The organism is Aeromicrobium duanguangcaii, assembly GCF_024508295.1.
Lineage (GTDB): Bacteria > Actinomycetota > Actinomycetes > Propionibacteriales > Nocardioidaceae > Aeromicrobium > Aeromicrobium duanguangcaii.
Window position 1 is genome coordinate 192,756 of record NZ_CP101990.1, and the last position, 26,092, is coordinate 218,847.

Annotated in this window: 23 protein-coding genes and 1 tRNA gene; 19 read left to right on the top strand and 5 right to left on the bottom strand. The window is 71.1% G+C overall.

Features of this window, described 5'->3' with window-relative positions:
- The first annotated feature begins 28 nt into the window (after positions 1-28).
- The 8 genes from ssd (at position 29) to NP095_RS01015 (ending at position 4,924) form a co-directional block, all read left to right on the top strand.
- On the top strand, positions 29-1,066 hold the full coding sequence (gene ssd / locus NP095_RS00980; protein WP_232418105.1) for a septum site-determining protein Ssd: 1,038 nt from the start codon (positions 29-31) through the stop codon (positions 1,064-1,066).
- Positions 1,063-2,181: a TadA family conjugal transfer-associated ATPase gene (locus tag NP095_RS00985; protein ID WP_232418104.1), complete on the top strand. Its 1,119-nt coding sequence runs from the start codon at positions 1,063-1,065 to the stop codon at positions 2,179-2,181. Before ssd ends, NP095_RS00985 begins: the two co-directional genes overlap by 4 nt.
- Positions 2,178-2,966 (top strand): type II secretion system F family protein, encoded by a 789-nt coding sequence (locus tag NP095_RS00990; RefSeq protein WP_232418098.1) that lies wholly within the window; start codon positions 2,178-2,180, stop codon positions 2,964-2,966. Before NP095_RS00985 ends, NP095_RS00990 begins: the two co-directional genes overlap by 4 nt.
- Positions 2,963-3,664, top strand: coding sequence for a type II secretion system F family protein (locus NP095_RS00995; RefSeq protein WP_232418096.1), 702 nt, complete (start codon positions 2,963-2,965; stop codon positions 3,662-3,664). The genes NP095_RS00990 and NP095_RS00995 overlap by 4 nt, the downstream gene beginning before the upstream one ends.
- A 117-nt stretch (positions 3,665-3,781) precedes the next feature.
- Positions 3,782-3,976, top strand: a complete 195-nt coding sequence (locus NP095_RS01000) for a DUF4244 domain-containing protein (RefSeq protein WP_232418095.1) — start codon at positions 3,782-3,784, stop codon at positions 3,974-3,976.
- Positions 3,977-4,038: 62 nt separating this feature from the next.
- Positions 4,039-4,245 carry a DUF4244 domain-containing protein gene (locus tag NP095_RS01005; RefSeq protein ID WP_232418094.1) on the top strand — a complete coding sequence of 69 codons (207 nt, stop codon included), beginning with the start codon at positions 4,039-4,041 and terminating at the stop codon, positions 4,243-4,245.
- Positions 4,242-4,577, top strand: coding sequence for a TadE family protein (locus NP095_RS01010; protein ID WP_232418092.1), 336 nt, complete (start codon positions 4,242-4,244; stop codon positions 4,575-4,577). Before NP095_RS01005 ends, NP095_RS01010 begins: the two co-directional genes overlap by 4 nt.
- Complete coding sequence (locus NP095_RS01015) at positions 4,574-4,924, top strand: Rv3654c family TadE-like protein (protein WP_232418091.1); 351 nt, start codon at positions 4,574-4,576, stop codon at positions 4,922-4,924. Before NP095_RS01010 ends, NP095_RS01015 begins: the two co-directional genes overlap by 4 nt.
- Positions 4,925-4,944: 20 nt before the next feature.
- Here the strand turns inward: NP095_RS01015 and NP095_RS01020 are convergent, their stop codons facing one another.
- The gene (locus NP095_RS01020; RefSeq protein ID WP_232418090.1) at positions 4,945-6,663 is read right to left on the bottom strand and encodes a BCCT family transporter; all 1,719 of its coding nucleotides are present in this window, start codon (positions 6,661-6,663) and stop codon (positions 4,945-4,947) included.
- Positions 6,664-6,800: 137 nt separating this feature from the next.
- A complete protein-coding gene (locus tag NP095_RS01025) occupies positions 6,801-9,086 on the bottom strand; it encodes a DEAD/DEAH box helicase (RefSeq protein WP_232418088.1) in 2,286 nt (761 codons plus the stop codon).
- 85 nt (positions 9,087-9,171) lie between these two features.
- Here NP095_RS01025 and NP095_RS01030 point away from each other — a divergent pair, with 85 nt between their 5' ends.
- Both NP095_RS01030 and NP095_RS01035 read left to right on the top strand, forming a co-directional pair.
- Positions 9,172-9,504 (top strand): STAS domain-containing protein, encoded by a 333-nt coding sequence (locus NP095_RS01030; protein ID WP_154596053.1) that lies wholly within the window; start codon positions 9,172-9,174, stop codon positions 9,502-9,504.
- A 2-nt stretch (positions 9,505-9,506) separates the two neighbouring features.
- Complete coding sequence (locus NP095_RS01035; RefSeq protein WP_232418085.1) at positions 9,507-10,961, top strand: DUF7059 domain-containing protein; 1,455 nt, start codon at positions 9,507-9,509, stop codon at positions 10,959-10,961.
- On the opposite strand, the gene NP095_RS01040 is transcribed toward NP095_RS01035, so the two are convergent.
- On the bottom strand, positions 10,958-12,145 hold the full coding sequence (locus NP095_RS01040; RefSeq protein ID WP_232418084.1) for an MFS transporter: 1,188 nt from the start codon (positions 12,143-12,145) through the stop codon (positions 10,958-10,960). The two genes, NP095_RS01035 and NP095_RS01040, sit on opposite strands and share 4 nt — an antisense overlap.
- A 113-nt stretch (positions 12,146-12,258) precedes the next feature.
- On the opposite strand from NP095_RS01040, the gene topA reads away from it, so the two are divergent.
- The 5 genes from topA (at position 12,259) to NP095_RS01065 (ending at position 19,181) form a co-directional block, all read left to right on the top strand.
- Entirely contained in the window at positions 12,259-14,961 is a 2,703-nt protein-coding gene (gene topA / locus NP095_RS01045) for a type I DNA topoisomerase (RefSeq protein WP_232418082.1), read from the top strand.
- Positions 14,962-15,047: 86 nt separating this feature from the next.
- Entirely contained in the window at positions 15,048-15,824 is a 777-nt protein-coding gene (gene aqpZ / locus NP095_RS01050) for an aquaporin Z (RefSeq protein ID WP_232418080.1), read from the top strand.
- Positions 15,825-15,874: 50 nt separating this feature from the next.
- A complete protein-coding gene (gene tmk / locus NP095_RS01055) occupies positions 15,875-16,537 on the top strand; it encodes a dTMP kinase (RefSeq protein ID WP_232418078.1) in 663 nt (220 codons plus the stop codon).
- Positions 16,534-17,664, top strand: a complete 1,131-nt coding sequence (locus NP095_RS01060) for a DNA polymerase III subunit delta' (protein WP_232418076.1) — start codon at positions 16,534-16,536, stop codon at positions 17,662-17,664. Before tmk ends, NP095_RS01060 begins: the two co-directional genes overlap by 4 nt.
- Positions 17,661-19,181, top strand: coding sequence for an alpha/beta hydrolase (locus NP095_RS01065; protein WP_232418074.1), 1,521 nt, complete (start codon positions 17,661-17,663; stop codon positions 19,179-19,181). The genes NP095_RS01060 and NP095_RS01065 overlap by 4 nt, the downstream gene beginning before the upstream one ends.
- Before the next feature lie 9 nt (positions 19,182-19,190).
- On the opposite strand, the gene NP095_RS01070 is transcribed toward NP095_RS01065, so the two are convergent.
- Positions 19,191-19,478: a chorismate mutase gene (locus NP095_RS01070; RefSeq protein ID WP_187411673.1), complete on the bottom strand. Its 288-nt coding sequence runs from the start codon at positions 19,476-19,478 to the stop codon at positions 19,191-19,193.
- A gap of 95 nt (positions 19,479-19,573) precedes the next feature.
- Between NP095_RS01070 and NP095_RS01075 the strand changes: the two genes are divergently transcribed.
- From NP095_RS01075 to NP095_RS01090, 4 genes are all read left to right on the top strand, one after another.
- Positions 19,574-19,649, top strand: a tRNA-Thr gene (locus NP095_RS01075).
- 1,073 nt (positions 19,650-20,722) lie between these two features.
- Positions 20,723-21,286: a type IV toxin-antitoxin system AbiEi family antitoxin domain-containing protein gene (locus tag NP095_RS01080; RefSeq protein WP_232418072.1), complete on the top strand. Its 564-nt coding sequence runs from the start codon at positions 20,723-20,725 to the stop codon at positions 21,284-21,286.
- A gap of 101 nt (positions 21,287-21,387) precedes the next feature.
- Positions 21,388-22,353 carry a nucleotidyl transferase AbiEii/AbiGii toxin family protein gene (locus tag NP095_RS01085; protein WP_232418070.1) on the top strand — a complete coding sequence of 322 codons (966 nt, stop codon included), beginning with the start codon at positions 21,388-21,390 and terminating at the stop codon, positions 22,351-22,353.
- Positions 22,354-23,216: 863 nt separating this feature from the next.
- On the top strand, positions 23,217-23,879 hold the full coding sequence (locus NP095_RS01090; protein WP_232418068.1) for a cutinase family protein: 663 nt from the start codon (positions 23,217-23,219) through the stop codon (positions 23,877-23,879).
- A 157-nt stretch (positions 23,880-24,036) separates the two neighbouring features.
- Here NP095_RS01090 and NP095_RS01095 read toward each other — a convergent pair whose 3' ends face one another.
- Entirely contained in the window at positions 24,037-26,088 is a 2,052-nt protein-coding gene (locus NP095_RS01095; protein WP_232418066.1) for a discoidin domain-containing protein, read from the bottom strand.
- Between the last annotated feature and the right edge of the window lie 4 nt (positions 26,089-26,092).

Consider the following 26,092-nt stretch of genomic DNA (forward strand, 5'->3'; position numbering starts at 1 on the left):
CGCCGGCTGTCGTCACGAGGGTGGAGCCATGGCCGATCGTGAACCCTCCGCCGCACCCCTGGTCGTCACCCGTGACGACACCTTCGCCGAGAGTGCGCGCCGGTGGTGCGCCGCCGCCGGGCACGAGCCGGAGACGGTCACGGACCTCGATCGGGTCCGCCGGTCCTGGCGCTCGGCCCCCGCGGTCCTCGTCGACGAGCGTGACGTGGACTCGCTCCTGGCCGTGGGCCTGCCGCGCCGCGACGAGGTGCTCGTCGTGGCGGCCGATCCTCGGCTCGCGTGGCGTGAGGCGCTCGACCTGGGCGCGCGCGACGTCCTGGCCGGCACCGAGGACGCGGCGATCGTCGGTGCTCTCGTGCGGGCTCTGGACGGATCGGGCGAGGCCTGCGCGATCACGGTGGTCGGCGCCGTGGGCGGGGTGGGCGCGTCCACCCTCGCGGCGGCGACGGCGGGCCTGGCGGCCACCCGCGATCTCGCTCCGGTGCTCATCGACGGCGATCCGATGGGCGGGGGCCTCGACCTGGTCACGGGGGCCGAGCACGCGACCGGGTCCCGCTGGGACGACCTCGACGGAGCGATCGGGCACGTCGGCGCAGCCGAGCTCGTGTCGAGCCTGCCGGTGCATCGGGGACTCGCGCTCGTCTCCTTCGCCCGCTCGGGCCGGCCGGTGGTCGGGGCCACTCCGGTGATCGCGGCGGCGATGCGCGGGTTCGACCTCGTCGTCGCGGATGTCCCGCGACACCTGGACGGGCTCGGCCGCGAGCTGGTCTCGCGCTCGGTCCTCACGGTCGTGGTCGTGCCGCGCCGCCTGCGAGGAGTCGTCGCGGCACGGGCCCTCGTGGAACGGCTCGGCGACTGGTCCGGCGCGCTGGCGATCGTGACGCGCGCCGCTCCCGGCGCCATGGCGTCCGCGGCCGTGGGGCGCGAGCTCGGGCTGCCCGTGCTCGCCGACCTGGGGAGCTCGCGCCGGCTGCCGATCGACCTCGAGCACGGTCTCGGGCCGTTGCGCGCCAGAACGGTTGTCGGTGCGGCACGGCGGATCCTCGACACCGTCGGGCTGCGATGAGTGCCGCCGACACCGAGGTGGTCGAGCGGGTCCGGCGACGGCTGGCCGGGTCCGGGGCCGAGCCCACGCCGCACACCGTGGCCGAGGCGCTGCGGGCCGAGGACCAGCTGTGGGGAAGCACCACGGTCCTCGCGATCGTCGAGCAGCTGCGCAGCGAGGTGCTCGGCGCCGGAGTGCTGGAGCCGCTGCTCGCGATGCCGGGGATCACGGACGTCCTGGTCAACGGCACATCCGGGGTGTACGTCGACGCCGGCGACGGTCTGGTTCGCCGCCCCGAGATCACGTTCGCGGACGAGGCGACCGTGCGCCGCCTGGCGCAACGGCTCGCGGCCTCGGCCGGGCGCCGGCTGGACGACGCATCACCCTGGGTCGACGGCCGGCTCGCGGATGGCACGCGCCTGCATGCCGTCCTGTCTCCGGTGGCGCGCACGGGCACCGTCATCTCGTTGCGGGTCCCCGCCCGCCGGTCCCTCACGCTGGCCGAGCTGGAGGATCGCGGCTCGGTGGCGCCGGAGATGGGCCGGCGGCTGCGTGAGCTGATCGGCTCGAAGCGCAGCTTCCTGGTCACGGGCGGCACGGGCTCGGGCAAGACCACCGTCCTGTCGGCCCTGCTCGCGCTGGTGCCCGCGACGGAGCGGATCGTCGTGGTCGAGGACTCCGACGAGCTGCGGCCCGATCATCCTCATGTCGTCGGGCTCGTCGCCCGGCCACCGAACATCGAGGGTGCCGGGACGGTGGGCCTGAGGGACCTCGTCCGCCAGGCCCTGCGGATGCGGCCCGACCGGATCGTCGTGGGCGAGGTGCGCGGCGCGGAGGTGGTCGACCTGCTCGCTGCCCTCAACACCGGACACGAGGGCGGCTGCGGAACCGTCCACGCCAACGCGCCCGGCGACGTGCCGGCGCGGATGGAGGCACTGGGCATCGCGGCCGGCTTGAGCCGTGACGCGGTGCACGCGCAGGTCGCGGCCGGGTTGGACGCCGTCGTGCACGTCGTCCGCCACGGCGACGGACACCGTGAGGTCGCGGCCGTGGCGGACGTCGACGCCGACGACCGGGGGCGGCTGGTCGTGCGGTCCCGGCTCGTGGTGCGCCGGGGCCGGGTCGTGGACCCGTGACAGTGCTGTGCGCGGCCCTGGTGTTCGCCGCGGTCCTGGTCTGGCGGCCGCCGTGGTCGTGGGTGAGGGTGCGGGTGACGGCCGCCCGCTGGCCGCGACCCGGACGGCGTGAGGGCGTGGGGGCGGTGATCGGGATGCTCTGTCTCAGCCTGGTGCTGCTCCCCGCCGCTCCGACGATCGTGGCGTGGACGGTGGTGGCCATCGGGGCGAGCGCTGCCACCCGCTGGGGCCGGACCCGGGCACGGCAGCGCCGCACCCGGGTCCGTGAGGAGTGCCAGGGCGTGATCGACGGGCTGGTGACCGAGTTGCGCAGCGGCGTCCCTCCCGTCGTGGCGCTCCAGCGGGCCGCCGCCGACACCGGGGCCCTCGGCTCGGCCGCCACGGCCGCAGCCGGTGGGGGTGACGTCCCCGCGGCGCTCGTCGCCGAGGGCCGGCGCGATGGCGCGCACCCACTGACCGAGATCGGTCGTGCGTGGGCGGTCGCCGAGTCGTGCGGCGCGCCGTTGACCCCGACCCTCGAGCGGGTCCGGGAGACGCTTCGCGAGGAACGCGAGTTGGAGCGAGAGCTCGCGTCCGGGGTGGCGCCGGCACGGGCCACGGCGGCGCTGATGGTGGCGATGCCCCCGCTCGGGCTGGGGCTCGGCTCCGGTCTGGGCGTGGATCCGCTGCGGGTCGTCCTCACGACCGTTCCCGGGGCCCTGTGCGTGGCTGTGGGCGTCGGCTTCGCGCTGGCCGGGGTGCGGTGGATCGAGCTCATCGCCGATCGCGTGGAGACCGGCTCGTGACCGGCGCGCTGGCGGCCGCCCTGCTGGTCGCGACAGCCGTCCTCGTCGCCGTGCCGGGGCCGGCCGGGCGGAGGGCCCGACGAGTGGACGGCACCCGGGGCTTCTCCCGGCCCGGGCTGCCTGCCGTCGCGGCCGTCTCGGTGCCCGTCCTGGCCCTGCTCCTGCTGGGACCGGTCGGGCTGGTCGTCGGCATCGCGCTGGCGCCCTTCGTCCATCGTCAGGTCGCCGGCTGGGAGACCGAGCGCACCAAGCGGCGCCGGGCGCTGCTCGTCCGTCAGGCGCCACTCGCGCTCGATCTCGTCGCAGCGGTGCTGGCAGCGGGCCGCTCACCGCAGGAGGCCGTCCGGGTGGTCGCGGCGCACACCCCGCCGCCGCTCGGCGAGGAGCTGCAGGCGCTCGCTCATCGCGTCCGGCTCGCTGCGGACCCCGCCGTCGCGTGGCGCTCGCTGGACGGGGGCGTCCTCGAGCCGATCGGACGGGCCTTCGCCCGGGCCGAGACGTCCGGGGCGGCGATCGTGCCGTTGATGAGGGACACCGCCGAGGACCTGCGCCGTCGGGCCTGGGCCGAACGACGCGAGACCGTCGGGCGGGTGGGCGTCCGCACGACGCTGCCGATGGGACTGTGCCTGCTGCCGGCCTTCGTGCTGGTGGGCGTCGCGCCGACGGTGCTCGCCGCCCTGGGCTCGGTCGGCTTCTGAGTTCTCCCCAGCCGGTGATCCCACGGCGACGTTGTCCCCACCCCGATCAGGCCACCGCACATCGGGTGCCGAGATCTCCATCTTCAGGTGTCACATCATCCGTTGAGAGGACACCCCATGAAGATGATCAACGCCCTGCGCGCCGTCGCCGCCCGAGCCGACGAGCGGGGCATGAGCACGTCCGAGTACGCCGTGGGCACGCTCGGCGCCTGCACCATCGGCGGCGTCCTGGTGAAGATCGGGCAGTCCGACTGGTTCGGCGACCTCCTGCAGGACGTCATCGGCAAGATCCCCGACCTGCTGCCGTTCTGATCCGTGATCCCGCGGCGCCCGGGTGCACGGGTGCCGCGGGATCCACCGCCGAGGAGGCGCAGATGCATCCAACCCATTCAGGCCGTCGCTGCGAGCGGGGTCAGGTCACCGCCGAGTACGCGGTGGGCGCCGTTGGTGCGGTGGCGGTCGCCGGGGTCCTGTTCGGTCCCGAGCCGATCGTGGCCGACTGGCTGGCCGAGTTCGTCCTCGATCACCTCGCCCGCTCGTTCTCGCTCACGCTGCCCGAGCTCTTCCGATGGCCGTGGTGAGTCGCCGCGAGCGGGGGATGGTCACCGCCGAGACGGCGATGGTGCTGCCGTTCGTCGTGCTCGTGGCCTTCGTGCTGACGTGGGTCGTGTCGCTGGGGCTGACCCAGATGCGCGTCTCCGACGCCGCCCGGGAGGGGGCGCGCGTCATGGCGCGCGGTCAGGACGCCGACGACGCCCGCCGGGCGGTCCGGGCCGACGTGCCCGGCTCCACCGTGGACGTCCGGGTGGCCGGGGGACGGGCCAGGGTCACGGTCCGCTTCCGGGCCCGATTGCCCCTCGTCCCGGCCGTCCATCTCGATCTGGTGGGTCGGTCCGTGGCGGTCGTCGAATGAATCGCGAGCGGGGCTCGGCCACCGTCCAGGCGCTCGGGCTGACCGTCCTGGTGTGTCTCGTGGCGTTCGCCTGTCTGCAGATCGCCCTCGCCGTCGGCCTGCGTCAGCGGGCTGCCGCAGCCGCCGACCTGGCCGCACTCGCCGCCTCGCAGGCCAGCGTCGAGGGCGATGATCCGTGCGCCGTCGCTCGCGAGCTGGCGCAGGACAACGGGGCCCGGCTGCGGCAGTGCCGGATGGACGCCGACGTCGCCACGGTCACGGTGCGCGCGATGGGACCGCGGTGGGCGATCGGCCGGTGGGCGGCCGAGCAGCGGGCGCGAGCCGCCCCGGCCTGGTACCTCGAGTGAGGGACCGGGCCGGGACGGATTCAGTCGTCCCGGTCGGACCTCGTGGGGATGTCCTCCTCGGGCCATCCCGTCGTGCTCTCCTCGACCACGAGGGAGAAGTCCTCACCGTGGCGATCGACGCCGACGATGACGGCCTCCTCCACGAGAGTCTGGGCCAGGTCCTCGCGCAGGATGATCGGGTCGTCGCGCAGGTCGCGGTACAGCGAGACGCACAGCAGCACCATCACGAGCAGGAACGGCAGGGACGCGACGATCGTCAGTGCCTGCAGACCCTGCAGGGCGACCGGATTGCCCGGGTCGGCGATCAGCAGCATGATCGCCGCGACCGCGCCGGTCAGCGCGCCCCAGAAGATGACGTTCCACGTCGAGGGATGGATCGAGCCGCGCTGGGTCAGGGTGCCCATGACCAGCGAGGCGGCATCGGCGCCCGAGACGAAGAAGATGCCGACCAGGAGCATCACGAGCACCGTCGTGATCGATGCCAGGGGGTACTGCTGCAGCAGGTCGAACAGGGCGTAGTTGGAGTCCACGACCCCGTCGGCGCCCGTGATCGCCTCGGCGTCGTTGATGCCGGCGCCGCCGAAGATGGCGAACCACACGAGGCTGACCAGGCTCGGCACGAGCAGCACGCCGGTGACGAACTGACGAATCGTGCGACCGCGGCTGATGCGCGCGATGAACATGCCGACGAACGGCGTCCAGGAGACCCACCAGGCCCAGTAGAAGATCGTCCACGCGCCCAGCCAGTCCTCCAGCGCGGCGCCGTTGGCGTTCGTGCGGCCGGCCATCTCGGGCAGCATGGCGACGTAGTCGGCGATCGAGGTGGGGATCAGGTTGAGCATCGTCAGCGTCGGCCCCGCGATGAAGACGAACGCCGCCAGCACGAGGGCCAGCACCATGTTGATGTTGGACAGCCACTGGATGCCGCGCGCGACACCCGACACGGCCGACAGGATGAACAGGATCGTCAGCACGACGATGATCGAGACGACCAGGGTCTCGCCGACGCTGTCGGCCCAGCCGTTGTGCTCGATGCCGGCGCCGATCTGCAGCGCGCCGAGGCCGAGCGAGGCGGCCGAGCCGAACAGCGTCGCGAAGATCGCCATGATGTCGATGGCCTTGCCGAGCGGTCCGCGGGTCTGCTTGCGTCCGAGCAGCTTCGTGAACGCCGAGGAGATCAGCTGCGGACGGCCCAGGCGGAAGGTGCCGTAGCCGATCGCCAGTCCGACGACCGCGTAGACGGCCCACGGGTGCAGGGTCCAGTGGAAGAGCGTCTGGGCCATGGCGACCTGGGCCGCGGCGTCGGTGCCGGCCTCGACGGTTCCCGGCGGCGGCGAGAGGTAGAACGTCAGCGGCTCGGCCACGCCCCAGAACATCAGGCCGATCCCCATGCCGGCGCTGAACATCATCGCGATCCACGACGTCGTGCGGAACTCGGGACGCTCGCCGTCGCGACCCAGCGGGATCTTGCCGTAGCGGCTCGCGGCCACCCAGATGGCGAAGACGACGAAGCCGGTGGTCGACAGGACGTAGAGCCACCCGGTGTACTCGATCACCCAGGACTGGGCCTGTCCGGCGCGCGCGCCGAGCGAGGCCTGGTCGAACAGGCCCCATGCGACGACCGCGAGCGCCAGGACCGCGGCGACGCCGAAGACCACGCGGTCCAGCCGCGTCTCCGGCTTCGGCTCGGGGTCCGGTTCGCGGACGTCATCGATCGGTCGGTCGAGCCCGGTGGCCATGGAATCTCTCCTGGAATGTGACTGGTGGGAGTGGTGCAAACCTCCCCACTTTCGCACGCGTGCCAGGACGCGGCAATTCAACCGCCGTGGCGTCCGGCCCGGGAAAGGCCGCTGTGCGGGTCCCCTGCGAGGGTCGCTCAGTCGACGCAGGAGGCCAGCACGGCGTCCAGCAGGACGACGGCTCCGGCCTTGTCCAGCGGGTGGTTGCCGTTGCCGCACTTCGGCGACACCACGCATGACGGGCACCCGTCGCGGCACGCGCAGTCGTCGATCGTCTGACGCGTCATCCGCAGCCACGCCGCCATCTGCTCGTAGCCCCGCTCGGCGAACCCGGCGCCCCCGCGGTGACCGTCGTGGACGAAGACGGTGAGGCGTCCCGTGTCCGGGTGGTGGGCGGTCGAGAGCCCGCCGATGTCCCAGCGGTCGCAGGTCGCCAGCAGCGGCAGGATGCCGATCGCCGCGTGCTCGGCGGCGTGCGCCGCTCCGGGCAGGGCCTCAGGGTCCATGAGGCTCAGGGCGACGTCGGTGTCGAGCGTCCACCAGACGGCGGCGGTGGGCAGGGTGCGCTCGGGCAGCGCCAGCGGCTCCTCGCCGATGATCCGGCCCGTGCTGCGGTCGCGGATCTGGTAGCCGACGACCTGGCTGGCCACCTCGACGTCGCCGAACGCGATGGTCGCCGGGCCCCACTGCGTCTCGCGGCGCTGCTCGACGATCGTCACCGCGGTCGCGGTCCGGGCGCTCGTGGTGTGGTGCACCTCGGCCCGGCGCACGACGGCGGTGCCCTGCTCGGGGTCGTAGGCCTCGACCAGGTGGTCCTCGCCGCGATGCACGTAGATCGCACCCTCGTGGACCTCGGCGTCGGCGGAGCCCGCGTCGACCGTGCCGACGAGGCGGCCGGTGCTGCCCTCGACGATCTGGACCGGGTGCCCGCCGGCCGAGCGGATGTCGGCCAGGTCGGCCGCGCGCTCGCGGCTGGTCCAGAACCAACCGGAGGCCCGGCGGCGCAGCATCCCGGCGGCCTCGAGCGCCGCCACGCCCTCGCCCGCACGCGGGCCGAACCGGTCGAAGTCGGCCTCGGTCAGGGGCAGCTCCTGCGCGGCGGCGGCGAGGTGCGGCCCCAGGACGTAGGGGTTCTCGGGGTCGAAGACGGTCGCCTCGACCGGCGCGCCCAGGACCGCCTCGGGATGGTGCACGAGGAAGGAGTCGAGCGGGTCGTCGCGGGCGATCATCACGCCGATGCTGTCGACCCCGGCGCGTCCAGCCCGGCCCCACTGCTGCCACAGGGCCGCACGGGTGCCGGGGAACCCGACCGAGACGACCGCGTCGAGCCCGGCGATGTCGATGCCCAGCTCCAGCGCGTTGGTGCTGGCCAGCCCCAGCAGGTCGCCCGAGCGCAGCCGGGACTCCAGCTCGCGCCGCTCCTCGGGCAGGTAACCGCCGCGATAGGTGGCGACCCGGTCGGCCAGCTCGGGGTGCACCTCGGCCAGGGCCCGTCGCGTGGTCATCGCGAGTTGCTCGGCGCCGCGTCGGGAGCGGACGAACACGAGGGTGCGGGTGCCGTCGACCACGAGGTCGGTCAACAGGTCGGCGGCCTCCGAGCCGGCGGCCCGGCGGAACTCGACCCCCTCGCGGCTGGCGCGCAGCGGCGGCTGCCAGAACGCGACGGTGCGCGCGGCGTGCGGCGAGGCGTCCTCGGTGACGGCGGTGACCGGGGCGCCCAGCAGGCGCTCGGCCGAGGCTGCCGGCTCGGCGACCGTGGCCGACGAGAGCACGAACAGGGGGTCGGCTCCGTAGTGCTGGCAGATGCGGCGCAGGCGGCGCAGGATCAGGGCGACGTGAGCGCCGAAGACCCCGCGGTAGTGGTGGCACTCGTCGATGACGACGACGCGCAGCCCGGCCAGCAGCCGCGCCCACCGCTCGTGGGTGGGCAGGATCGTGCGGTGCAGGATGTCGGGATTGGCCAGCACCCAGTTGGCGTGGTCGCGCGCCCACGCGCGCTGCTCACGGCTGTTGTCGCCGTCGACCGTGGCCGGGCGCAGCCCGGTGGCGACCGGCAGGCGGCGCAACTGGTCGGCGGCCAGCGCCTTCGTGGGCGCGAGGTAGAGCACCGAGGGGCGGCGCGCGCCGGAGAGCGACGAGCCGCCGCGGCCCTCGCGCAGCGCCTGCAGGGCCGCGGCCTGGTAGACGAGCGACTTGCCCGACGCGGTGCCGGTGGCCACCACCACGTTGCGCCGGTCGTGCAGTGCCGCCAGCGCCTCGGCCTGGTGTCCCCACAGGACGTCGGCGCCCTCGGCGGCGAAGAGCTCGCGCACCTCGGGGTCGATCCATGCGGGCCACGGCTCGACGACCGGTTCCACCGCGGGGTGGTGCTGGACGTGCACCAGTCGCTCGCCGTGACGCGCGAGAGCCGGGTGCAACTGCATGCTCGAAGTCTCCCGCACGGACCTGACGGGGCCGCCGTGTGCCGTTCGTGTAGGGAGAATCGGCTCCAGATGATTGAATGCGGTCATGGATCTGACGCTCACCGAACGTGAGTCGCCGCCGTTCCACGTGGTCGAGGTCGCGGGGGAGATCGACGTCTACACCGCGCCGCGCCTGCGCGAGGTCGTCGTCGGGGCGATCGACGACGGACACACCCGGCTCGTGATCGACATCGAGAACGTGGCCTTCCTGGACTCCACGGGTCTCGGGGTGCTCGTGGGCGCGCTCAAGCGCGTCCGCGCTGACAACGGCTCGCTCGACATCATCTGCACCAGCGAACGGCTGCTGCGGATCTTCGCCATCACCGGGCTGGACAAGGTCTTCGGCCTGCACGCCTCGATCGACGAGCTGGTCTCCTGACGGTGACCGACACGCACGTCGCGCGACTGCGTGAGGCCATCGCCGGCTTCACCGTCGACGCAGTCCACGGTGTCCTCGGCGATGAGGCCTGGCGAGCGTTGGCACGCTCCGAGACCGTCCCGGGCCTGCGGGCCACGGCCGACGGCTCGTCGCTGTCCACGCTGATCCGGCTCTTCCAGCTGCAGACCACGGTGCCGCGCTCGGCTGCCGAGTCCGCCTTCGGCCCGGCCTGGACCGCGGCGCAGGCACTCGGTCTCGTCGCGGTCGACGGCGACGAGGCGCGGGCGCTGCTCGACCTGCGGCCCTACGGCGACGAGGAGCACGACTGGTGGGTCGTCTGTGACCTCACGCCGGGCCTCGACGGCCGCGAGAACCCGCGCGACCCGCTCTACGTCCTCGGCATCAGCGAGGCCTCCTCGTCACTGGCCCAGCTCACGGTGCGCCCGCAGGTGGGTCGCGCCCTCGACCTCGGCACCGGCTGCGGCGTGCAGGCACTCCACCTGACGGGGCACGCCCGCGACGTGGTCGCGACCGACGTCAACCCGCGCGCCGTCCAGCTCGCCGCGCTGACGGCGGCCCTGAACGGACTCGACGTCGACGTGCGCACAGGCAGCCTGTTCGAGCCCGTGGCCGACGAGCGCTTCGACCTGATCTGCACCAACCCGCCCTTCGTCGTCTCGCCGCCCGAGGGCGACCGGCTCGTCTACCGCGAGACCGGGTTCCCCGGCGACGAGGTGGTCCGCCGCATCGTCATGGGCGCCGACCGCCACCTCAACGACGGCGGCTGGTGCCAGCTGCTCGCCGCCTGGATCCACGAGGACGGCGTCCCGTGGCAGGAGCGACTGGCCGCCTGGATCGAGCCGACCGGACTCGACGCGTGGGTGGTCCAGCGCGAGCGCGTCGACCTGCCCGAGTACGCCGAGATGTGGCTCGCGGACGCGGGCCTGCGGCATGCCCCGGGGCACATCGAGCGCTACGACCGCTGGCTGTCGTGGTTCGCCGAGCAGGGCACCGAGGCGATGGGCTTCGGCTGGATCACCCTGCGCAAGGCCGGCCGCGACGTCCCGCAGGTGCGGATCGAGGAGTGGACGGCTCCGGTCGCCCAGCCCGTCGGCGCGGACTTCCTCGCCTGGGCGGGACGCGCCGACGCGCTCGCCTCCGGCGACCTGCTGGCCCGGCGCTGGCGCCTCGGGTCCGACGTCCTGCAGGAGACGGCCGGGCCCGTGGGCGCCGAGGACCCCGCCCTCATCCGCGTGCTGCGGACGGGCGGGCTGCGACCCTCGCGCCAGGTCGACACGATCGAGGCGGGTCTGCTGGGTGCCTGCGACGGCGACCTGACCGCGGGTCAGATCCTCGACGCGCTGGCGCAGATCCTCGACCGGGACGCCCAGGAGCTGCGTCAGGTCTACACGCCCGTGATCACCCAACTCGTGGCCGACGGGTTCCTCGTCGACTAGACGTGGACGCGCGACGAGGTCGTCGCGGACGCTCCCGGTCCGCGCTGTCCACCGATCGCGACCACGGCGATCAGCGCCGCGATCGCGCCGCCCGCCGCGAAGCCCGCCGCGGCGCCCCACCGGTCGATCGCGGTGCCGACCAGCGGGGACCCGAGGGCTCCGCCGGCGGTGAAGGCCGACGCCTGCCAGCCCATCGCCTCGCCGCGCCGGGCCTCGTCGGTCAGCCGCGCGATGTACTCGCTGCACGCCGTCATGATCGGCGCGCACAGCAGGCCGGCCGGGATGGAGGCCAGCGCGAGCGTCCAGGGCGCGTGCGCGATGCCGACCGGCATGGTCAGCAGCCCCATCGCCAGCAGCAGGTACGTGGGCCGGATGGAGGCGGGCCGCATGCCGTAGATCAGGCCGCCGATCAACGACGACACGCCCCAGCCCAGGTACACGATCCCGACCAGCCCGATCGCGTCCAGCTCGCGCAGTGAGGCGATGATGCCCAGGTCGGTGGCCATCAGCGCGATCATCGCTCCGGCGGACACGAGGAAGAGGAAGACCAGGTCGCGCGTGACCCAGCCGAACCCGCGGACGCGCGGCGCCACCGGCTCGTCGCTGCTGCGCGTGGGCGGATCGAGCCACCACAGGATCATCAGGCCGACTCCCACCGTCGCGCCGACCGCGACCAGGGCCGTCTGCGGGGAGGCCGCGACGACCAGGGCGCCGGCGGCGGCCGGGCCGATGATGAACGACGCCTCGGCCATCACCGAGTCGAGCGCGAAGGCGCTGCGGTGGTGCGAGGTCGGCAGGTTCGCCGCCAGCGAGACGCGCACGATCGAGTGGACGGGCGCGAGGAACAGGCCGGCCACGAACGCGAGCGGCAGCAGCCAGAAGTAGGTCGCGATCGTGGCGAGCGGATAGATGACGAACAGCACCGCGATCGAGGGGAGCAGGGCGCGCCGGACGCCGAGGGCGTCGATCAGTCGCCCCCGCCACGGGGCGCCCAGGCCGGCGCCGACGGTCTCGACCGCGGCGACGATCCCGGCCTCGCCGTAGCTGCCTCCGAGCCCCTCCACCACGAGCAGCGTCAGGACCAGCGGAACCGCCATCATGGGGATTCGCGCGAGGAACGCGGCGAGGTAGAGAGGGACGGTTCCAGGAGCCCGGAGCACCTGTCCGTACGTCACCTTTTCCACTTGGTCGATTCTCCCACGGCTGGCACCTGTGAGAAAAATGCTTGAGCAAAGGCGCTACGGTGGGCCTCCATCGGCCGCACATCCCCCATCTGGCGGCCTCAGAGGAGCCCAACGTGACATCACTGGTGATCGTCGAGTCGCCCAACAAGGTGCGCAGCATCGCTGCCTACCTCGGGGACGGCTATGTCGTTTCGTCGTCCGTGGGACACATCCGGGACCTGCCCCAGGGCGCCGACCAGATCCCCGCCAAGTACAAGGGCGAGTCCTGGGCGCGCCTGGGCGTCAACATCGATGAGGGCTTCGAGCCGGTCTACGTCGTGCCGGCCGACAAGAAGAAGCAGATCGCCGAGCTGAAGAAGCTCCTGAAGGACGCCGACGAGCTCGTCCTGGCCACGGATGAGGACCGCGAGGGTGAGGCCATCGCGTGGCACCTCTTCGACGAGCTGAAGCCCAAGGTCCCGGTCAAGCGCATCGCGTTCAACGAGATCACCAAGGAGGCGATCCAGCGCGCGATCGCCAACCCCCGCGACATCGACCAGGACCTCGTCGACGCGCAGGAGACCCGCCGCATCCTCGACCGTCTCTACGGCTACGAGATCAGCCCGGTCCTGTGGAAGAAGGTCATGAGCGGCCTGTCGGCCGGTCGCGTCCAGTCGGTCGCCACCCGCCTCGTGGTCGAGCGCGAGCGTGAGCGCATGGCGTTCCGCTCGGCGGACTACTGGGATCTCGAGGCCACCTTCGGCTGCGATCTGGAGCCGTCGCGCTTCCCGGCCAAGCTCGCGACGATCGACGGCAAGCGCGTCGCGTCGGGCTCGAACTTCGACAGCACCGGCACGCTCAAGGGCAAGGCCGTGCACCTGGACGAGTCCGGCGCCCGCGCTCTGGCCACGGCACTGGAGGGTCGCGAGTTCGCGGTCCGCTCGGTCGAGTCCAAGCCGTACACGCGCCGTCCGTACGCGCCGTTCCGCACGACGACCCTGCAGCAGGAGGGCTCGCGCAAGTACGGCTTCGGCGCCCAGCGCACGATGTCGATCGCCCAGAAGCTCTACGAGGGCGGCTACATCACCTACATGCGTACCGACTCGGTCACGCTGTCGCAGACGGCGCTCACTGCGGCTCGCGCCCAGGTCAAGGAGCTGTACGGCGCCGACTACCTGCCCGACAAGCCCCGCGTCTACACCTCCAAGGTCAAGAACGCCCAGGAGGCGCACGAGGCGATCCGCCCCGCCGGCGAGAGCTTCCGGACGCCCCGCGAGACCGGCCTGTCCGGTGACGAGCTCAAGCTCTACGAGCTGATCTGGAAGCGCACGATCGCGTCACAGATGGCCGACGCCAAGGGCAACTCGGTGTCGATCCGCATCGGCGCGGCCACCGAGGACGGCCAGGACGTCGAGTTCAGCGCCACCGGCCGCACGATCACGTTCCACGGCTTCCTCAAGGCGTACGTCGAGACGACCGAGGACCCGGACGCCGAGAACGACGACAAGCAGACGAAGCTGCCCAACCTCTCCGAGGGCGACAGCGTCACCGCCGTCGAGCTGGCCGCCGCCGGGCACCAGACCAAGCCGCCGGCCCGCTACACCGAGGCCAGCCTCATCAAGGAGCTGGAGGACCGCGAGATCGGTCGTCCCTCCACGTACGCGTCGATCGTCAACACGATCCAGAACCGCGGCTACGTCTACAAGAAGGGCACGGCGCTCGTCCCGGCCTGGGTCGCGTTCAGCGTGATCCGGCTGATGGAGCAGCACTTCCCGCGCCTGGTGCAGTACGAGTTCACCGCCGAGCTCGAGGGCGTGCTCGACGAGATCTCGCACGGGCGCGAGAACCGCGTCGCCGTGCTCGAGAGCTTCTGGTCCGGCGAGGACGAGCAGGACACCGGCCTCAAGCGCCTGGTCGACAACCTGCCCGAGATCGACGCACGCGGACTGGCCACGTTCGACCTCGGTGACGACATCGCGGTGCGCGTCGGCCGCTACGGCCCGTACGTCGAGGGCCCGCCGATGGTCGAGGGCAAGGACGGAACGCCCACGCCCACCCGCGCCAACATCCCCGAGGACCTGCCGCCCGACGAGCTCACGCTCGAGAAGGCCAAGGAGCTGCTGGCCACCCCGGCCGGCCTGGAGAAGGTCCTGGGCGACCACCCCGAGACCGGCCTGCGGGTCGTGGCCAAGAACGGCCGCTACGGCCCGTACGTCACCGAGGCCCTGCCCGAGGACGCCAAGAAGGGCGCCAAGCCGCGCACGGCCAGCCTGTTCAAGTCGATGGACCTCGACACGATCACGCTCGAGGACGCCGTCAAGCTGCTGACGCTGCCGCGCGTCGTCGGCACGGACGAGGAAGGCACCGAGATCACCGCCCAGAACGGCCGCTACGGGCCGTACCTGAAGAAGGGCACCGACTCGCGCTCGCTGGAGTCCGAGGAGCAGCTGCTCACGATCACCGAGGAGCAGGCCCGGGCGATCTACGCCCAGCCCAAGACCTACGGTCGCCGTGCCGCCGCCGCGCCGCTCAAGGAGCTGGGTGAGGACCCGACCAGCGGTCAGCCGATCGTCGCCAAGAACGGCCGGTTCGGCGCGTACGTCACCGACGGTGAGTACAACGCGACCCTGCGCAAGGACGACGACATCGAGACCCTGACGCACGAGCGGGCCGTCGAGCTGCTCGCCGAGCGTCGGGCGAAGGGCCCGGCCAAGAAGGGCGCCAAGAAGACGACGAAGAAGTCGACGGCCAAGAAGACCACGGCCAAGAAGGCGACCACCAAGAAGGCCGCGGCGAAGAAGACGACGACGAAGAAGACCCCCGCGAAGAAGGCCTGACCTGCCGGCGGGGCCTCGACTCGAGGCCTCGCCGCCGGGGTGCGTCTGTCGTACGGTGAGAGGAATTCCTCACACCAGGAGCGGCCATGAGCCAGGTACCGCAGTACACGATGAGTCAGCGTCTCGGCGCCGAGGCGCTGGGCACCTTCTGGTTGGTGTTCGGTGGCTGCGGCACCGCGATCTTCGCCGCGACGGCCATCCCGGTCGACGCCCAGATGGCGGTCGGCGTCGGCTGGCTCGGCGTCGCGTTCGCCTTCGGCCTCACCGTGCTGACCGGTGCGTACGCGTTCGGCCCGGTCTCCGGCGGCCACTTCAACCCGGCCGTGACCGTCGGCCTCGCGATGGCCAAGCGGTTCTCGTGGCGTGACCTGCCGGGCTACGTCGTGGCCCAGGTCGTGGGCGCCACGATCGCCGGCGCCGTGCTGCTGGTGATCGCCGAGGGGATCTCCGGCGGCTTCGATCCCGTCGAGTCGGGCTTCGCCACCAACGGCTACGGCGATCGGTCGCCGATGGGGTACAACCTCGGCTCCGTGATCGTCGCCGAGGTCGTCCTGACGGCGGTGTTCCTGTTCGTGATCCTGGGCGCGACCGCCAGGCGGGCCGCCGTCGGCTTCGCCGGGCTCTCGATCGGCATGGCGCTCACGCTGATCCACCTCATCAGCATCCCGATCTCGAACACGTCGGTGAACCCGGCCCGCTCGCTCGGCGTCGCGTGGTTCGCGGGCTCCGACGCGCTGATGCAGGTCTGGGTTTTCATCCTCGCGCCGATCGTCGGCGCCGCCATCGCGGGCTACTTCCACGACTTCCTGCTCGGCCCGGACACCGAGCCCGAGCCGGTGGAGCCGCCGGCCGCGCCGAGCTGAGCCCGCAGCCGCCCCAGCGCCGTGTCGGGGTCCCCGACTAGGCTCGCCCCATGCAGCCTTCGCAGGACCCGCTCGTCACCGAGGTCGGCGTTTTCGTCGCATTCGAGGGGGGCGAGGGCTCCGGCAAGTCCACCCAGTCGCGGCTGCTGGCGCAGTGGCTCGAGTCGCTGGGGCACCCGGTCGTCCTCACGCGCGAGCCCGGCGGCACCGGCGTGGGCACGATGCTGCGCTCGATCCTGCTCGACCCGGCCACGGGCGACCTGTCACCGCGCACCGAGGCGCTGATCTACGCCGCCGACAAGGCCGAGCACGTCGACACGATGATCCTGCCTGCGCTGGCCGACGGCTCGGTCGTCATCACCGACCGGTACGTCGACTCCACGCTGGCCTACCAGGGCGCCGGCCGGGCCCTGCACGTCGCCGAGCTCGAGCCGCTGGCCCGGTGGGCCACCGCCGACCTGCGGCCGCACCTGACCGTCGTCCTCGACATCGACCCGCGGACCGGTCTGGCCCGCGCCGGCGAGCCGGACCGGATCGAGGGCGAGCCGGTCGAGTTCCACGACCGGGTGCGCCAGCACTTCCTCGAGTTGGCCGCCGCCGATCCGGCGCACTACGTCGTGCTGGCGGCCGACGAGGACCCCGAGACGATCCACCACCGCGTCCGCGCCGCCGTGACGCCGTGGCTGGCCCAGGCGCGCGAGGTGGCCTTGTGAGCGCCCCCGTCTGGGACGAGCTCGTCGGTCAGGACGACGTCGTCGCCACGCTGGGCGCGGCCGTCGCCGGCCAGATGACCCACGCCTGGCTCTTCACGGGCCCGCCCGGGTCCGGGCGGTCGAACGCCGCGGTCGCCTTCGCCACCGCGCTGCAGTGCGAGCGCGGCGGCTGCGGCGAGTGCCACTCGTGTGTCACCGCCGCCGCGGGCAGCCACCCCGACATCGCCATCATCAACACCGACGGCCTCAGCATCGGCGTCGACGCGGCCCGTGACGCCGTCCGCCGCGCGGCCCTGCACCCGTCACTCGGCCGGTACCAGGTGCTCATCGTCGAGGACGCCGACCGGCTCACCGACCAAGCGGCCAACGCCCTGCTCAAGGCGATCGAGGAGCCGGCGCCGGGCACGGTCTGGCTGCTGTGCGCGCCGTCGGTCGAGGACGTCATCATGACGATCCGCTCGCGCTGCCGGCCGGTGCTGCTGCGCACGCCGCCGGTCAGCGCCATCGCCCGCCTCCTGCACGAGCGCGACGGGATCGACCCCCAGGTCGCCCGCAAGGCAGCGGCCGCGTCCCAGGGGCACATCGGCCGTGCCCGCGGCCTGGCCCGCGATCCCGAGGCGCGTCGCCGCCGAGCCGAGATCCTCGCGCTGCCGGTGGGCCTGCGCGGACTGGGCGACTGCCTGCGCGCGGCCCAGCAGATCGACCAGGAGGCCACCGCCCGGGCGAAGGAGCGCTGCGACGTCCTCGATGCCCGCGAGCTGTCGAACCTGCAGGAGTCGTGGGGCGTCGAGGAGCGCGGCCGGCGTCCCGCCGGCTACGCCAGTGCGCTCTCGTCGATGACCAAGGAGCAGGAGCGGCGCCGCAAGCGGATGGCCCGCGACGCGATCGACGGGGTGCTGCTGGACCTGCTGTCGTTCCAGCGCGACGTGCTCGCGCTGCAGCTGGGCACCGGCGCCGAGCCGATCAACGCCGACGTCGCCGAGGACATCGCCGACCTCGCGGGCCGCAAGACCCCCGAGGAGACGCTGGCCGCGATCGACGCGATCGTGGGCTGCCGTGAGGCGCTCCAGGCCAACGCGGCGCCCCAGCTGGCGCTCGAGCAGATGATGTCGAGGTTCCTGGGATGAAGCGGTTCACGATCATCGCGCTGGTGTCGGTCCTGGTCGTCGCGCTCGTGGCGGGTGCGGTCAGCGCGATCTTCCTGGTCGACCGCTCGGCGCCCGACCCGAAGCGCACGGACGAGGCCGCCCCGGCGGGCCTGCAGCGGTACTACACGCAGGACGTCACGTGGCGCGACTGCGACGACGACCGGTGCGCGACCGTCGAGGTGCCGATCGACTACGCCGAGCCCGACGGCGCGACCTTGCGCCTCGCGGTGCGTCGCGTGCCGGCCACCGGCAAGGGCGGGTCGGCGATCTTCGCCAACCCCGGCGGCCCGGGCGGCTCGGCCCAGGACTTCGTCGGCTACCTGGCCTCCCAACTGCCCGGCTCGCTGCGCCGCACCCATGACGTCGTCGGTGTCGACCCGCGCGGCGTCGGCCAGAGCACCCCGCTGGAGTGCCTGTCGGACGAGGGCTTCGACGCCTTCATCGACACCGATCCCGACCCCGACGACGCTGCCGGCATCGATGCGCTGGCGCGCTCGGTGCGCGGGATGGGCGAGGCCTGCCGCGAGAACTCCGGCGAGCTCGCCGCGCACGTCTCCACCGAGGAGACCGCGCGCGACCACGACATCGTCCGGGCGGTGCTGGGCCAGAAGAAAATGTGGTGGTTCGGTTTCTCCTACGGCACCCAGCTGGGCGCCACGTACGCCAACCTGTTCCCCGAGAAGGTCGAGCGGATGGTGCTCGACGGAGCGGTCGACGTCAGCCTCGATCCGGTCGGTCAGGGGCTGGGCCAGGCGAAGGGCTTCCAGCAGGCACTCACCGCCTACCTCACGTACTGCATCGGCAAGGACGAGTGCCCGGTCGGCAGCAGCGTCGACGAGGCCACCACGACGATCACCGAGTTGATGAACGCGCTGGGCGCCACGCCCTTGAAGGTCGACGGCCGCGAGCTCACGCAGGGGCAGGCGTTCTACGGCATCGCGATGGCGTTGTACTCGCAGGAGTCGTGGCCCTACCTCACGAACGCCCTCACCGGACTGGTCAAGGGCGACGGCCGGGTCCTGATGGTCCTGAGCGACGCGTACTTCGAGCGCCGGCAGAACGGCACCTACGCGAACAACTCCGGTCAGGTGATCTACGCGATCAACTGCATGGACACCGACGACGCGCCCGACGCGGCGCGGACGAAGGCGTTGATCCCGAAGTTCCGCGAGGTCTCGCCGGTGTTCGGCGCCTCGCTCGGCTGGGGCGTGATGGCCTGCCACGACTGGCCGATCAAGAGCACGCACCCGCAGCAGCCCGTGAAGGCCGAGGGCGCTCCGCCGATCCTGGTCGTGGGCACGAACCGCGACCCGGCGACGCCGTACGAGTGGTCGGTGGCCATGGCCGATCAGCTCGAGTCGGGTGTCCTGCTGACCCGCGAGGGCGACGGTCACACCGCCTACACGTCGGGCAACGACTGCATCCGCAAGGCGGTCGACGCCTATTTCGAGAAGGGCACCGTGCCGGACGAGGGCACGGTCTGCGCCGAGGAGTGAGACCCGCGATCAGTCGCGGATGGCCTCGTGGTGGCGGATGACCTCGCTGATGATGAAGTTCAGGAACTTCTCCGCGAAGGCCGGGTCGAGGTCCGCCTCGATCGCCTTCTCGCGCAGCCGCTCGATCTGACGCGACTCACGCGCCGGGTCCGCCGGGGGCAGGTCGTGCTCGGCCTTCAGCCGGCCCACCCGCTTGGTGCACTTGAACCGCTCGGCGAGCAGGTGAACGAGCGCCGCGTCGATGTTGTCGATGCTGGCGCGGATGTCGTCGAGCTCGGCCTGGGTCGGTGCGTCCACGCGCCGATCATACGGTCCGAACCCGGGTTGTCCTTCGGGTGGCCGGACGGGGTATAGTCCACTTTTGGTTCGGCGGGCGATCCTCGCCGAATCGCGCCGCCTTAGCTCAGTCGGTAGAGCATCTCACTCGTAATGAGAAGGTCGTCGGTTCGATTCCGACAGGCGGCTCCAGTTTTCTGACTGGAATGGCGCGGATCTCTGCACTCGCAGAGTCCGCGCCTTCGTCGTTTCTGCAGCCATTGCTGCGCCCAGAGACCACGGGCAGGCAGCAGTCGCCAGGCGGCGCAGGCCGCCGCTGCCGAGGAAGTGCAGGTGGAGGTTCATGGTCGCGAGGGAGCCGTGACCCATCCACGCCTGGACCGTTCCCGGGTCGCCTCCGCGCCCACTCCACCCTGCGGCGAAGCATCTTGTCATCGATCAATAGCCGCAGCGACTCCACGGAGACGCCCGTCTGCCGCTGCGCCTCCGACAGCTTCAACAGCTCGGGCCCTGCGCTGGACGGTTCAACCGATGCGTCCTGCACTTCCCGACATGGAAGGCCGCGTACGAGGAGGCCGCCAGGTAGCTCGCCGACGCCGAGGAGCGCCTCAGCGAAGGGAAACTCCAGCTCGTCGACGAGGCCACTGAAACCGACGGGGGCGTCGGAACCCATCGTCGCTACTCGACCGGTCGACTCAACGGACCAGGTCGAGGTTGTCGAGGACATCGTCGAGCATGAGTTCCCCGACGCGTCGAGCAGCGGCTCCGTCAGGCTGCTGCTGCTGCCGCCGCTGCCCCGGCCGCCGGCAACCTCCGACGCCGGCCGCCGGCCGCCGGCGACCAACGCTCGCGCAGGCACCTGCCGCCGCTGATGCTGCTGCCGCGACTTAATCGCGCCGACCGTTCGGTTCCACCGTAAGCCTGAGTAGCACCAGGAGCAGGACGAGCAGCAGCAAGAGCAGCATCCGGATGACGCCGAGCGCTAGTCGCTGTCAGAGCCCAGTTCCCCAGCCGCGACCACGCCTCCAACCGCTGGCTCTGAAGCCGGCCTGAGCCCCTTGTTCGCCTCGTGCCGCGGCAACCCTCGCTACCAGCGAGGTGCTCCCATCCGACGGCCATGTGACCGGCATCATGTGGATAGCCGCAACGGTGGCAATCCCGTACCATTTTCGGTACTGTTTTGACATCATCGGTGGCACACCCGAACCGAAGTTGGTACGGTATTGTAAAAATCAACTCGAATACGAGTTAGTCAGGAGGGAACAATGACGTACCGACGGGACCTGTGGGAGGTCGCTGCCGAACACCACGGCATCGTGACAACCCGCCAAGCCGACGACGCCGGCGTTCCCGCCGTCGAGGTCCGCAAGCTTGCCGCCCGCGGCGCCCTCGAGCGCGTCGGATACGGCGTCTACCGACACGTCGGTGTCCCTACCGACACCCGGACCGAACTCGCCGCCAAGCTCGCCGAAGCAGGCGAAGACGCCTTCCTTGAAGGCGACACCGTCCTTGCAATGTTCGACCTCGCTCTGGTCAATCCAGCCCAGATCTACATCGGTACCCCACGCCGTCGACGGGGCAAGGCGCCTAGGCACACCGTCATCACGTACCGGCCGAACATGCGCGACGACGACCTGGCCGTCTACGACGGCATGCGCTGCGTGACCGTCCGACGCGCTCTGCTCGACGCCGTCCCGCACCTCATCGGTGAGCGCGCTCTCGACGCTGTCGCTGACGCTCAACGACGCGAACTTATCGACGAGGTCGAAGCCACCGAGATCATCGGCGCGATCGCGGGCCGCAACCGGCAACTGGTGCTCGCCAGTTGACCGGCTGCGGCCACGACGCACTCAGCGCTCAAAGGGGAGAGACCATCAGCACAGATAACGTCGTCGCCGCACTCGAGACACTCGAGTACACGACACCTCCCGTGACAAAGCAACAGCTAGACGACCGCGTCGCAGCCATCGCGGACAAGCTCAATATCTCCGTAAACCGAGCACGCGTCCTCGTCAGCAGCATCATCGTCGCGCAGATGCTCCCCGGCGAGTCGGTCGTCAAGGGCGGCGTCGGCATCAAGCTGCGACTGGGCGAGATCGGAACCCGAGCCACCACCGACTTCGACGTCGCAACCCGTGAGGAAGAAGCCTTCCTCGACGACCTCGAGAAGCGCCTTGAGATCGGGTGGGGCACCGTCCCGCCCAGCAAGGGACAGCTCAAGAAGAACGCCGAGGCGACACCTCGCTTGGCCTTCACCGGCGCACTACGGCGCGACAAGAAGTCCAAGCCGGCCGGGGTGCCGGCCGAGTACGTCATGAAGCCCTGCAACGTCACGCTGAGGTTCATGACTTCTCCGTGGTCTGCCGTGAAGCTCGAAGTTGGCTACGACGAGCTCAGGGGCATCGACCTCGCAGACCACGAGACCGGCTTGGACGAGCAGTTGACCGCCATCGGGGCAATCCTGGGGTTCGGCGACCTGAAGCCCGTCCCGCTCATCTCTCTCGAACTCCAACTAGCGCAGAAGATCCACGCCGTCACGGAGCCCGGTTCCCCACGTGCTCACGACCTCGTCGACCTTCAGCTCCTCTGGCACGCAGGCACAGACGCCGGCCAGGGTCTAGACCTCACACTCCTCAAAACGCTGTGTGAGCGCACCTTCGACTTCCGCAAACGGCACGCCTGGCCACCCGCCGACTTCGCGATGCCCGGATTGCTCGATGACGTCTACGGGAAGGCGCTCGACGAAGCTCGGGCGGCCCCCGAAGCCGTCGAGGGCGAGCCAGAGACAGTAAATGCGACCGCCGAACTGGCCGACACCCTCGCGGATGCCTCCGCGTGGCTCAACGACCGGATCGTCGAGATCGTCGCCGCGGTCAACGAAGCGGACCTGGCGTAACGCACCGGCCCTGGTGCCGGCAGACGCTCTGGAGCGACTTCCGGCACCCAGGATCTAGACCACCACGTACTGTTCCATCTCCTAGCGCCGCTGAAGATCGGTCACGAGGGTGTGCGGGCGTGGCACGTCATAATGGGCGCATAGGGCTACCGGGCTAGGTGCCCTGGTGCGTGGCAAAATGTGTGGCAGGACGCTCCGACGGGACCGTTCCTGCTCGCCGACGGCCAACGTGTTCTCGCAGGTCCGACGCACATCGCCGTTAAGGACTAACGACAGCCGCTGAGGGGGCCGCGCTTCCCTGGGGAGTACTGAGGATCCTTGGAGGGCCAGAGCTGACGGCCCTTCGTCGGCTTATCAGGCCTATCGGCTTCCGATGGGCCCAGACTTGCGTCCCCCACATTGAGATCCGGGGTGGGGCGTCAACGTTCTCAACTGTGATCCACGCTTACCAACCGTTCTGGCGCCGGCGACAGCGGCTCGTAATGAGAAGGTCGTAAGTTCAATTCTGACCGGCGGATCCAGGTTCTCACTGGAATGGCGCGGATTTCTGCAGTCGCAGAGTCCGCGCCTTCATCATGTGGTGGAGGCGATGACGGTTCGGTTCGTCCCGTTCAAACCGAACGATCTTCGCCGAGGGTTCGGTATCGCGACCACCTCGACCCCGACGTCCGAGTCCGAAGAGGCCGCACCTTCGGCGGTGTCGCCGCCCGTAGGGCGCCGGAACGTGCTCCGATGAGTGCCATCCTGCTGCTTCGCACGGCGCGCTCAGCCGGTGTCCCGAGCCTCGTGTGGGTTACGGTGCGACCGGGGGTGTGATCTGGAGCACTCTGCTCTCGGGCTGACTTCGACGCGAGGAAACGCCCATGAAGAACGTCCGACGTCTCTGTTCACACCTGGCCGGGGGGCTGCTCGTCCTGGCCGCCGTCGCCCTACCCGCAGCCGCCCCGGCCTCGGCCGCCGCCGACGACTGCGCCGAGGTGCACGTCATCGTCGTCCGGGGCACGGGGGAGCCCGGTACCTACGGCTGGATCGTGGGGGACGGGCTCGTCCGCAAGATCCGCGCCCAGGTCCCCGGCGCGAAGGCGACGGCGCTGGACTACCCGGCCAGCATCGGCCGCGACTCGGTCCCGGCCGGGATCACCGAGCTGGTCTCGACCGTCCGGGCCCGAGCCGCCGCCTGCCCGGACGAGAAGCTCGTGCTCTCGGGGTACTCGCAGGGCGCGCAGGTCGTCAACGGCGCCCTCGGTGTCGACCTCGCCGGCACCCCCAACGGACCGGTTCCCGTGCCGGCTGTCGTGCCCGCCGAGTTGTCGTCGCACATCGCGGCGATCGCGTTGTTCGGCGACCCGCTGCGCATCGTCGGTCGCTCGGTCCCGGAGCCCTATGCGAGCCGGACGGTGAACTTCTGTCAGCCCAAGGACCTCGTGTGCGATCCCGCGCCCGACAGTCGCTTCCTGCCGCACCTGGCCTATCTGGTCAACGGGGACCTGGGCCGGGCTGCGAGGTTCGTGGCCGACCGGGTCTGAGGGCCGCGGCCAAACATCAGAGCCGCCTCCCTTACTCACTCTGTTAGCGATAGGGTTTGCCCATCACGTCAGGCTTCTGTCGAGGTGAAGCCGGAGCAGCACCGGCGCCAGATCGCCCCAGTCCCCATCGGGAGACTGGGGCGATCTGCGTCCGGTCTCAGCTGAAGACGCCCAGCTCCTTGACGGAGTAGCCGTACGTCGTGGCCCGCTCGACGCCCTGGACCCGCACGAAGCGTGCCGACACCGGCCGCTCGAGCCGCACCGTGTCCAGGCCGCCGTCGCCCGTGCCCACGATGGCGACGTCACGCCACCGCTTCCCGTCGAGTGAGGTCTGCACCCGGTACTGACGCGCGTGGGCCTGCTCCCACTCGATGGTCACCTTGCCGACCTGGCGTGCCGACAGGAACTCGACCTGCAGCCAGGCGTCGTCCTGGCCCCAGCGGCTCGCCCACCGGGTCGACGTCTTGCCGTCGATGGCGTTGCCGGGCTTGAGGTCCTTGAGCAGGTTCCGCTCGGTCGAGCTGGCGGAGGCGATCGACCCGGACGCGAGGTTCGCGCCCGGCGCGAAGTCCGCCGTCGCGCCCCACGTGCGCAGGTACGACTCGGACCCGGCGGCGAGGTCGTCGACGATGGCCGAGCCCTCCAGCACCCGCAGGCTCTCGATCCAGTCCGGCACCAGTCCGTAGTGGGGGACGCCCTCGGCGTTGTAGTCCCACGTCCGGTCGCCGGTGACCTGACGCTCGAAGACCGTGCCGTCACGGCCGGTGAACGGGTAGGAGATCTTCGCCGCGTCGGCCGGCGGCGCCGCCGTGCCGCCGAAGCCGTTCATGTCGGTGCCGTAGCCGTAGGCGACGCCGTACTTCTCGCGCAGTGGCTTGGTCTCCTTCCACTGGGCGGCGAACTCGGTGGCGGTGTGGCCGTACTGGCTCGCGAAGCCGCCCAGCGCGTAGAGCCGGTCCATGTACGGCTCGGCCATCCAGTCGTGGCTCGACACCGCGCCGGGGTACGCCTCGGCCTCGAGGATGTCGAGCGCCCGGCCGGCCGCCTTCGCGCTCATGTGGTCGAGCTCGACGATCATGTTGCGCTTGATCATCCCGCGCAGGGCGTACTCGCCCAGCTCGGTGAGCCCGCGCGGGTTGCAGTGCGGTCCATTCGGGTAGATCGGCAGGACCGCGGGCAGCCCCGGCACCGCAGCGACCTCGCTCGGCAGGACGCCGCCGATCACCGTGTTGTCGGCGATCTGGCCCTCCTTGCACGTGGTGGGGTTCCACCACGTGCCGGTGGTCAGGAACTGGCCGGCGTTGACCAGCAGGCCGGCCGTGCTCTCGTCGTAGCGGACGCCGCACAGGGCGTTGTCGAACTTGTGGCACAGGAACATGCTCGAGACGCCCTTGCCCTTCAGCTCGTCGAGGCCCTTGTCGATGTCGGCCTTCGTGCACCGCGGGGCGCCCAGGACCTGCTTGCACCCGAACGGCTCGGACACCTCGACGCCGAGGACGACCGCGAGCTTGCCGTCGGCGACGACCTTGCGGGCCTGCTCGGGTGTCTTCACGACGCGGTACCAGCCCTTGCCGGCGCCGCCGTACTGCTTGTCGACGAAGTCCTGCAGGTCGTACGTGGCCTTGATCTGCTGCCGCACGGTGTCCATGTCGTCGCAGCTGTACTTGTTCGGTCCGGCGACGATGCCCAGGATCGGGCACAGCCCCGGGTTGGACACCATGTCGTTGACCATGACGCGCTGGCCGCCGCGCCACGCCCGCTCGACCCACTTGTAGTACATCTGCTGGTGGGTGAACGAGGAGTACGTCGGCCAGTCCGTGAACGTCGGCCAGCCGACCGTGTCGTGCTTGTCGAGGATGCCGCGCCCGGCCGCCTCGTTCGTCAGGTTCTCCAGGATCGAGACGCCGTGTCGGTCGCAGTCCTTGAGCGCGTCGGCGATGCCCTTCTCGCTCCAGGTGGAGCCGCAGACCGCGTTCCCGCCCATGCCGAGGTCCATGAACATGTGGGTGTGGGCGTCGATGTAACCGGTGACGTTCCCGTCGGCATCGGTGCCGCGCGCGGGCTCGCCCGTGGCGTTGACTCCGGACTCCGGACTGGGTGTCGAGGTGGCCACCCACCACCCCGATTCAGCGGTGGCCCCGGACCCGCCGGCGATCACCACCACGGCTCCGAGTACCGCCACCACGAGTGCCTTGATCGATCGCCCCACGGGA

Bases quoted from the DNA above. Each gene is read 5' to 3' on its own strand.
- ssd (WP_232418105.1), top strand. From the start codon at position 29: ATGGCCGATCGTGAACCCTCCGCCGCACCCCTGGTCGTCACCCGTGAC.
- NP095_RS00985 (WP_232418104.1), top strand. From the start codon at position 1,063: ATGAGTGCCGCCGACACCGAGGTGGTCGAGCGGGTCCGGCGACGGCTG.
- NP095_RS01000 (WP_232418095.1), top strand. From the start codon at position 3,782: ATGAAGATGATCAACGCCCTGCGCGCCGTCGCCGCCCGAGCCGACGAG.
- NP095_RS01005 (WP_232418094.1), top strand. From the start codon at position 4,039: ATGCATCCAACCCATTCAGGCCGTCGCTGCGAGCGGGGTCAGGTCACC.
- NP095_RS01015 (WP_232418091.1), top strand. From the start codon at position 4,574: ATGAATCGCGAGCGGGGCTCGGCCACCGTCCAGGCGCTCGGGCTGACC.
- NP095_RS01020 (WP_232418090.1), bottom strand. From the start codon at position 6,663: ATGGCCACCGGGCTCGACCGACCGATCGATGACGTCCGCGAACCGGAC.
- NP095_RS01025 (WP_232418088.1), bottom strand. From the start codon at position 9,086: ATGCAGTTGCACCCGGCTCTCGCGCGTCACGGCGAGCGACTGGTGCAC.
- NP095_RS01030 (WP_154596053.1), top strand. From the start codon at position 9,172: ATGGATCTGACGCTCACCGAACGTGAGTCGCCGCCGTTCCACGTGGTC.
- aqpZ (WP_232418080.1), top strand. From the start codon at position 15,048: ATGAGCCAGGTACCGCAGTACACGATGAGTCAGCGTCTCGGCGCCGAG.
- tmk (WP_232418078.1), top strand. From the start codon at position 15,875: ATGCAGCCTTCGCAGGACCCGCTCGTCACCGAGGTCGGCGTTTTCGTC.
- NP095_RS01065 (WP_232418074.1), top strand. From the start codon at position 17,661: ATGAAGCGGTTCACGATCATCGCGCTGGTGTCGGTCCTGGTCGTCGCG.
- NP095_RS01080 (WP_232418072.1), top strand. From the start codon at position 20,723: ATGACGTACCGACGGGACCTGTGGGAGGTCGCTGCCGAACACCACGGC.
- NP095_RS01090 (WP_232418068.1), top strand. From the start codon at position 23,217: ATGAAGAACGTCCGACGTCTCTGTTCACACCTGGCCGGGGGGCTGCTC.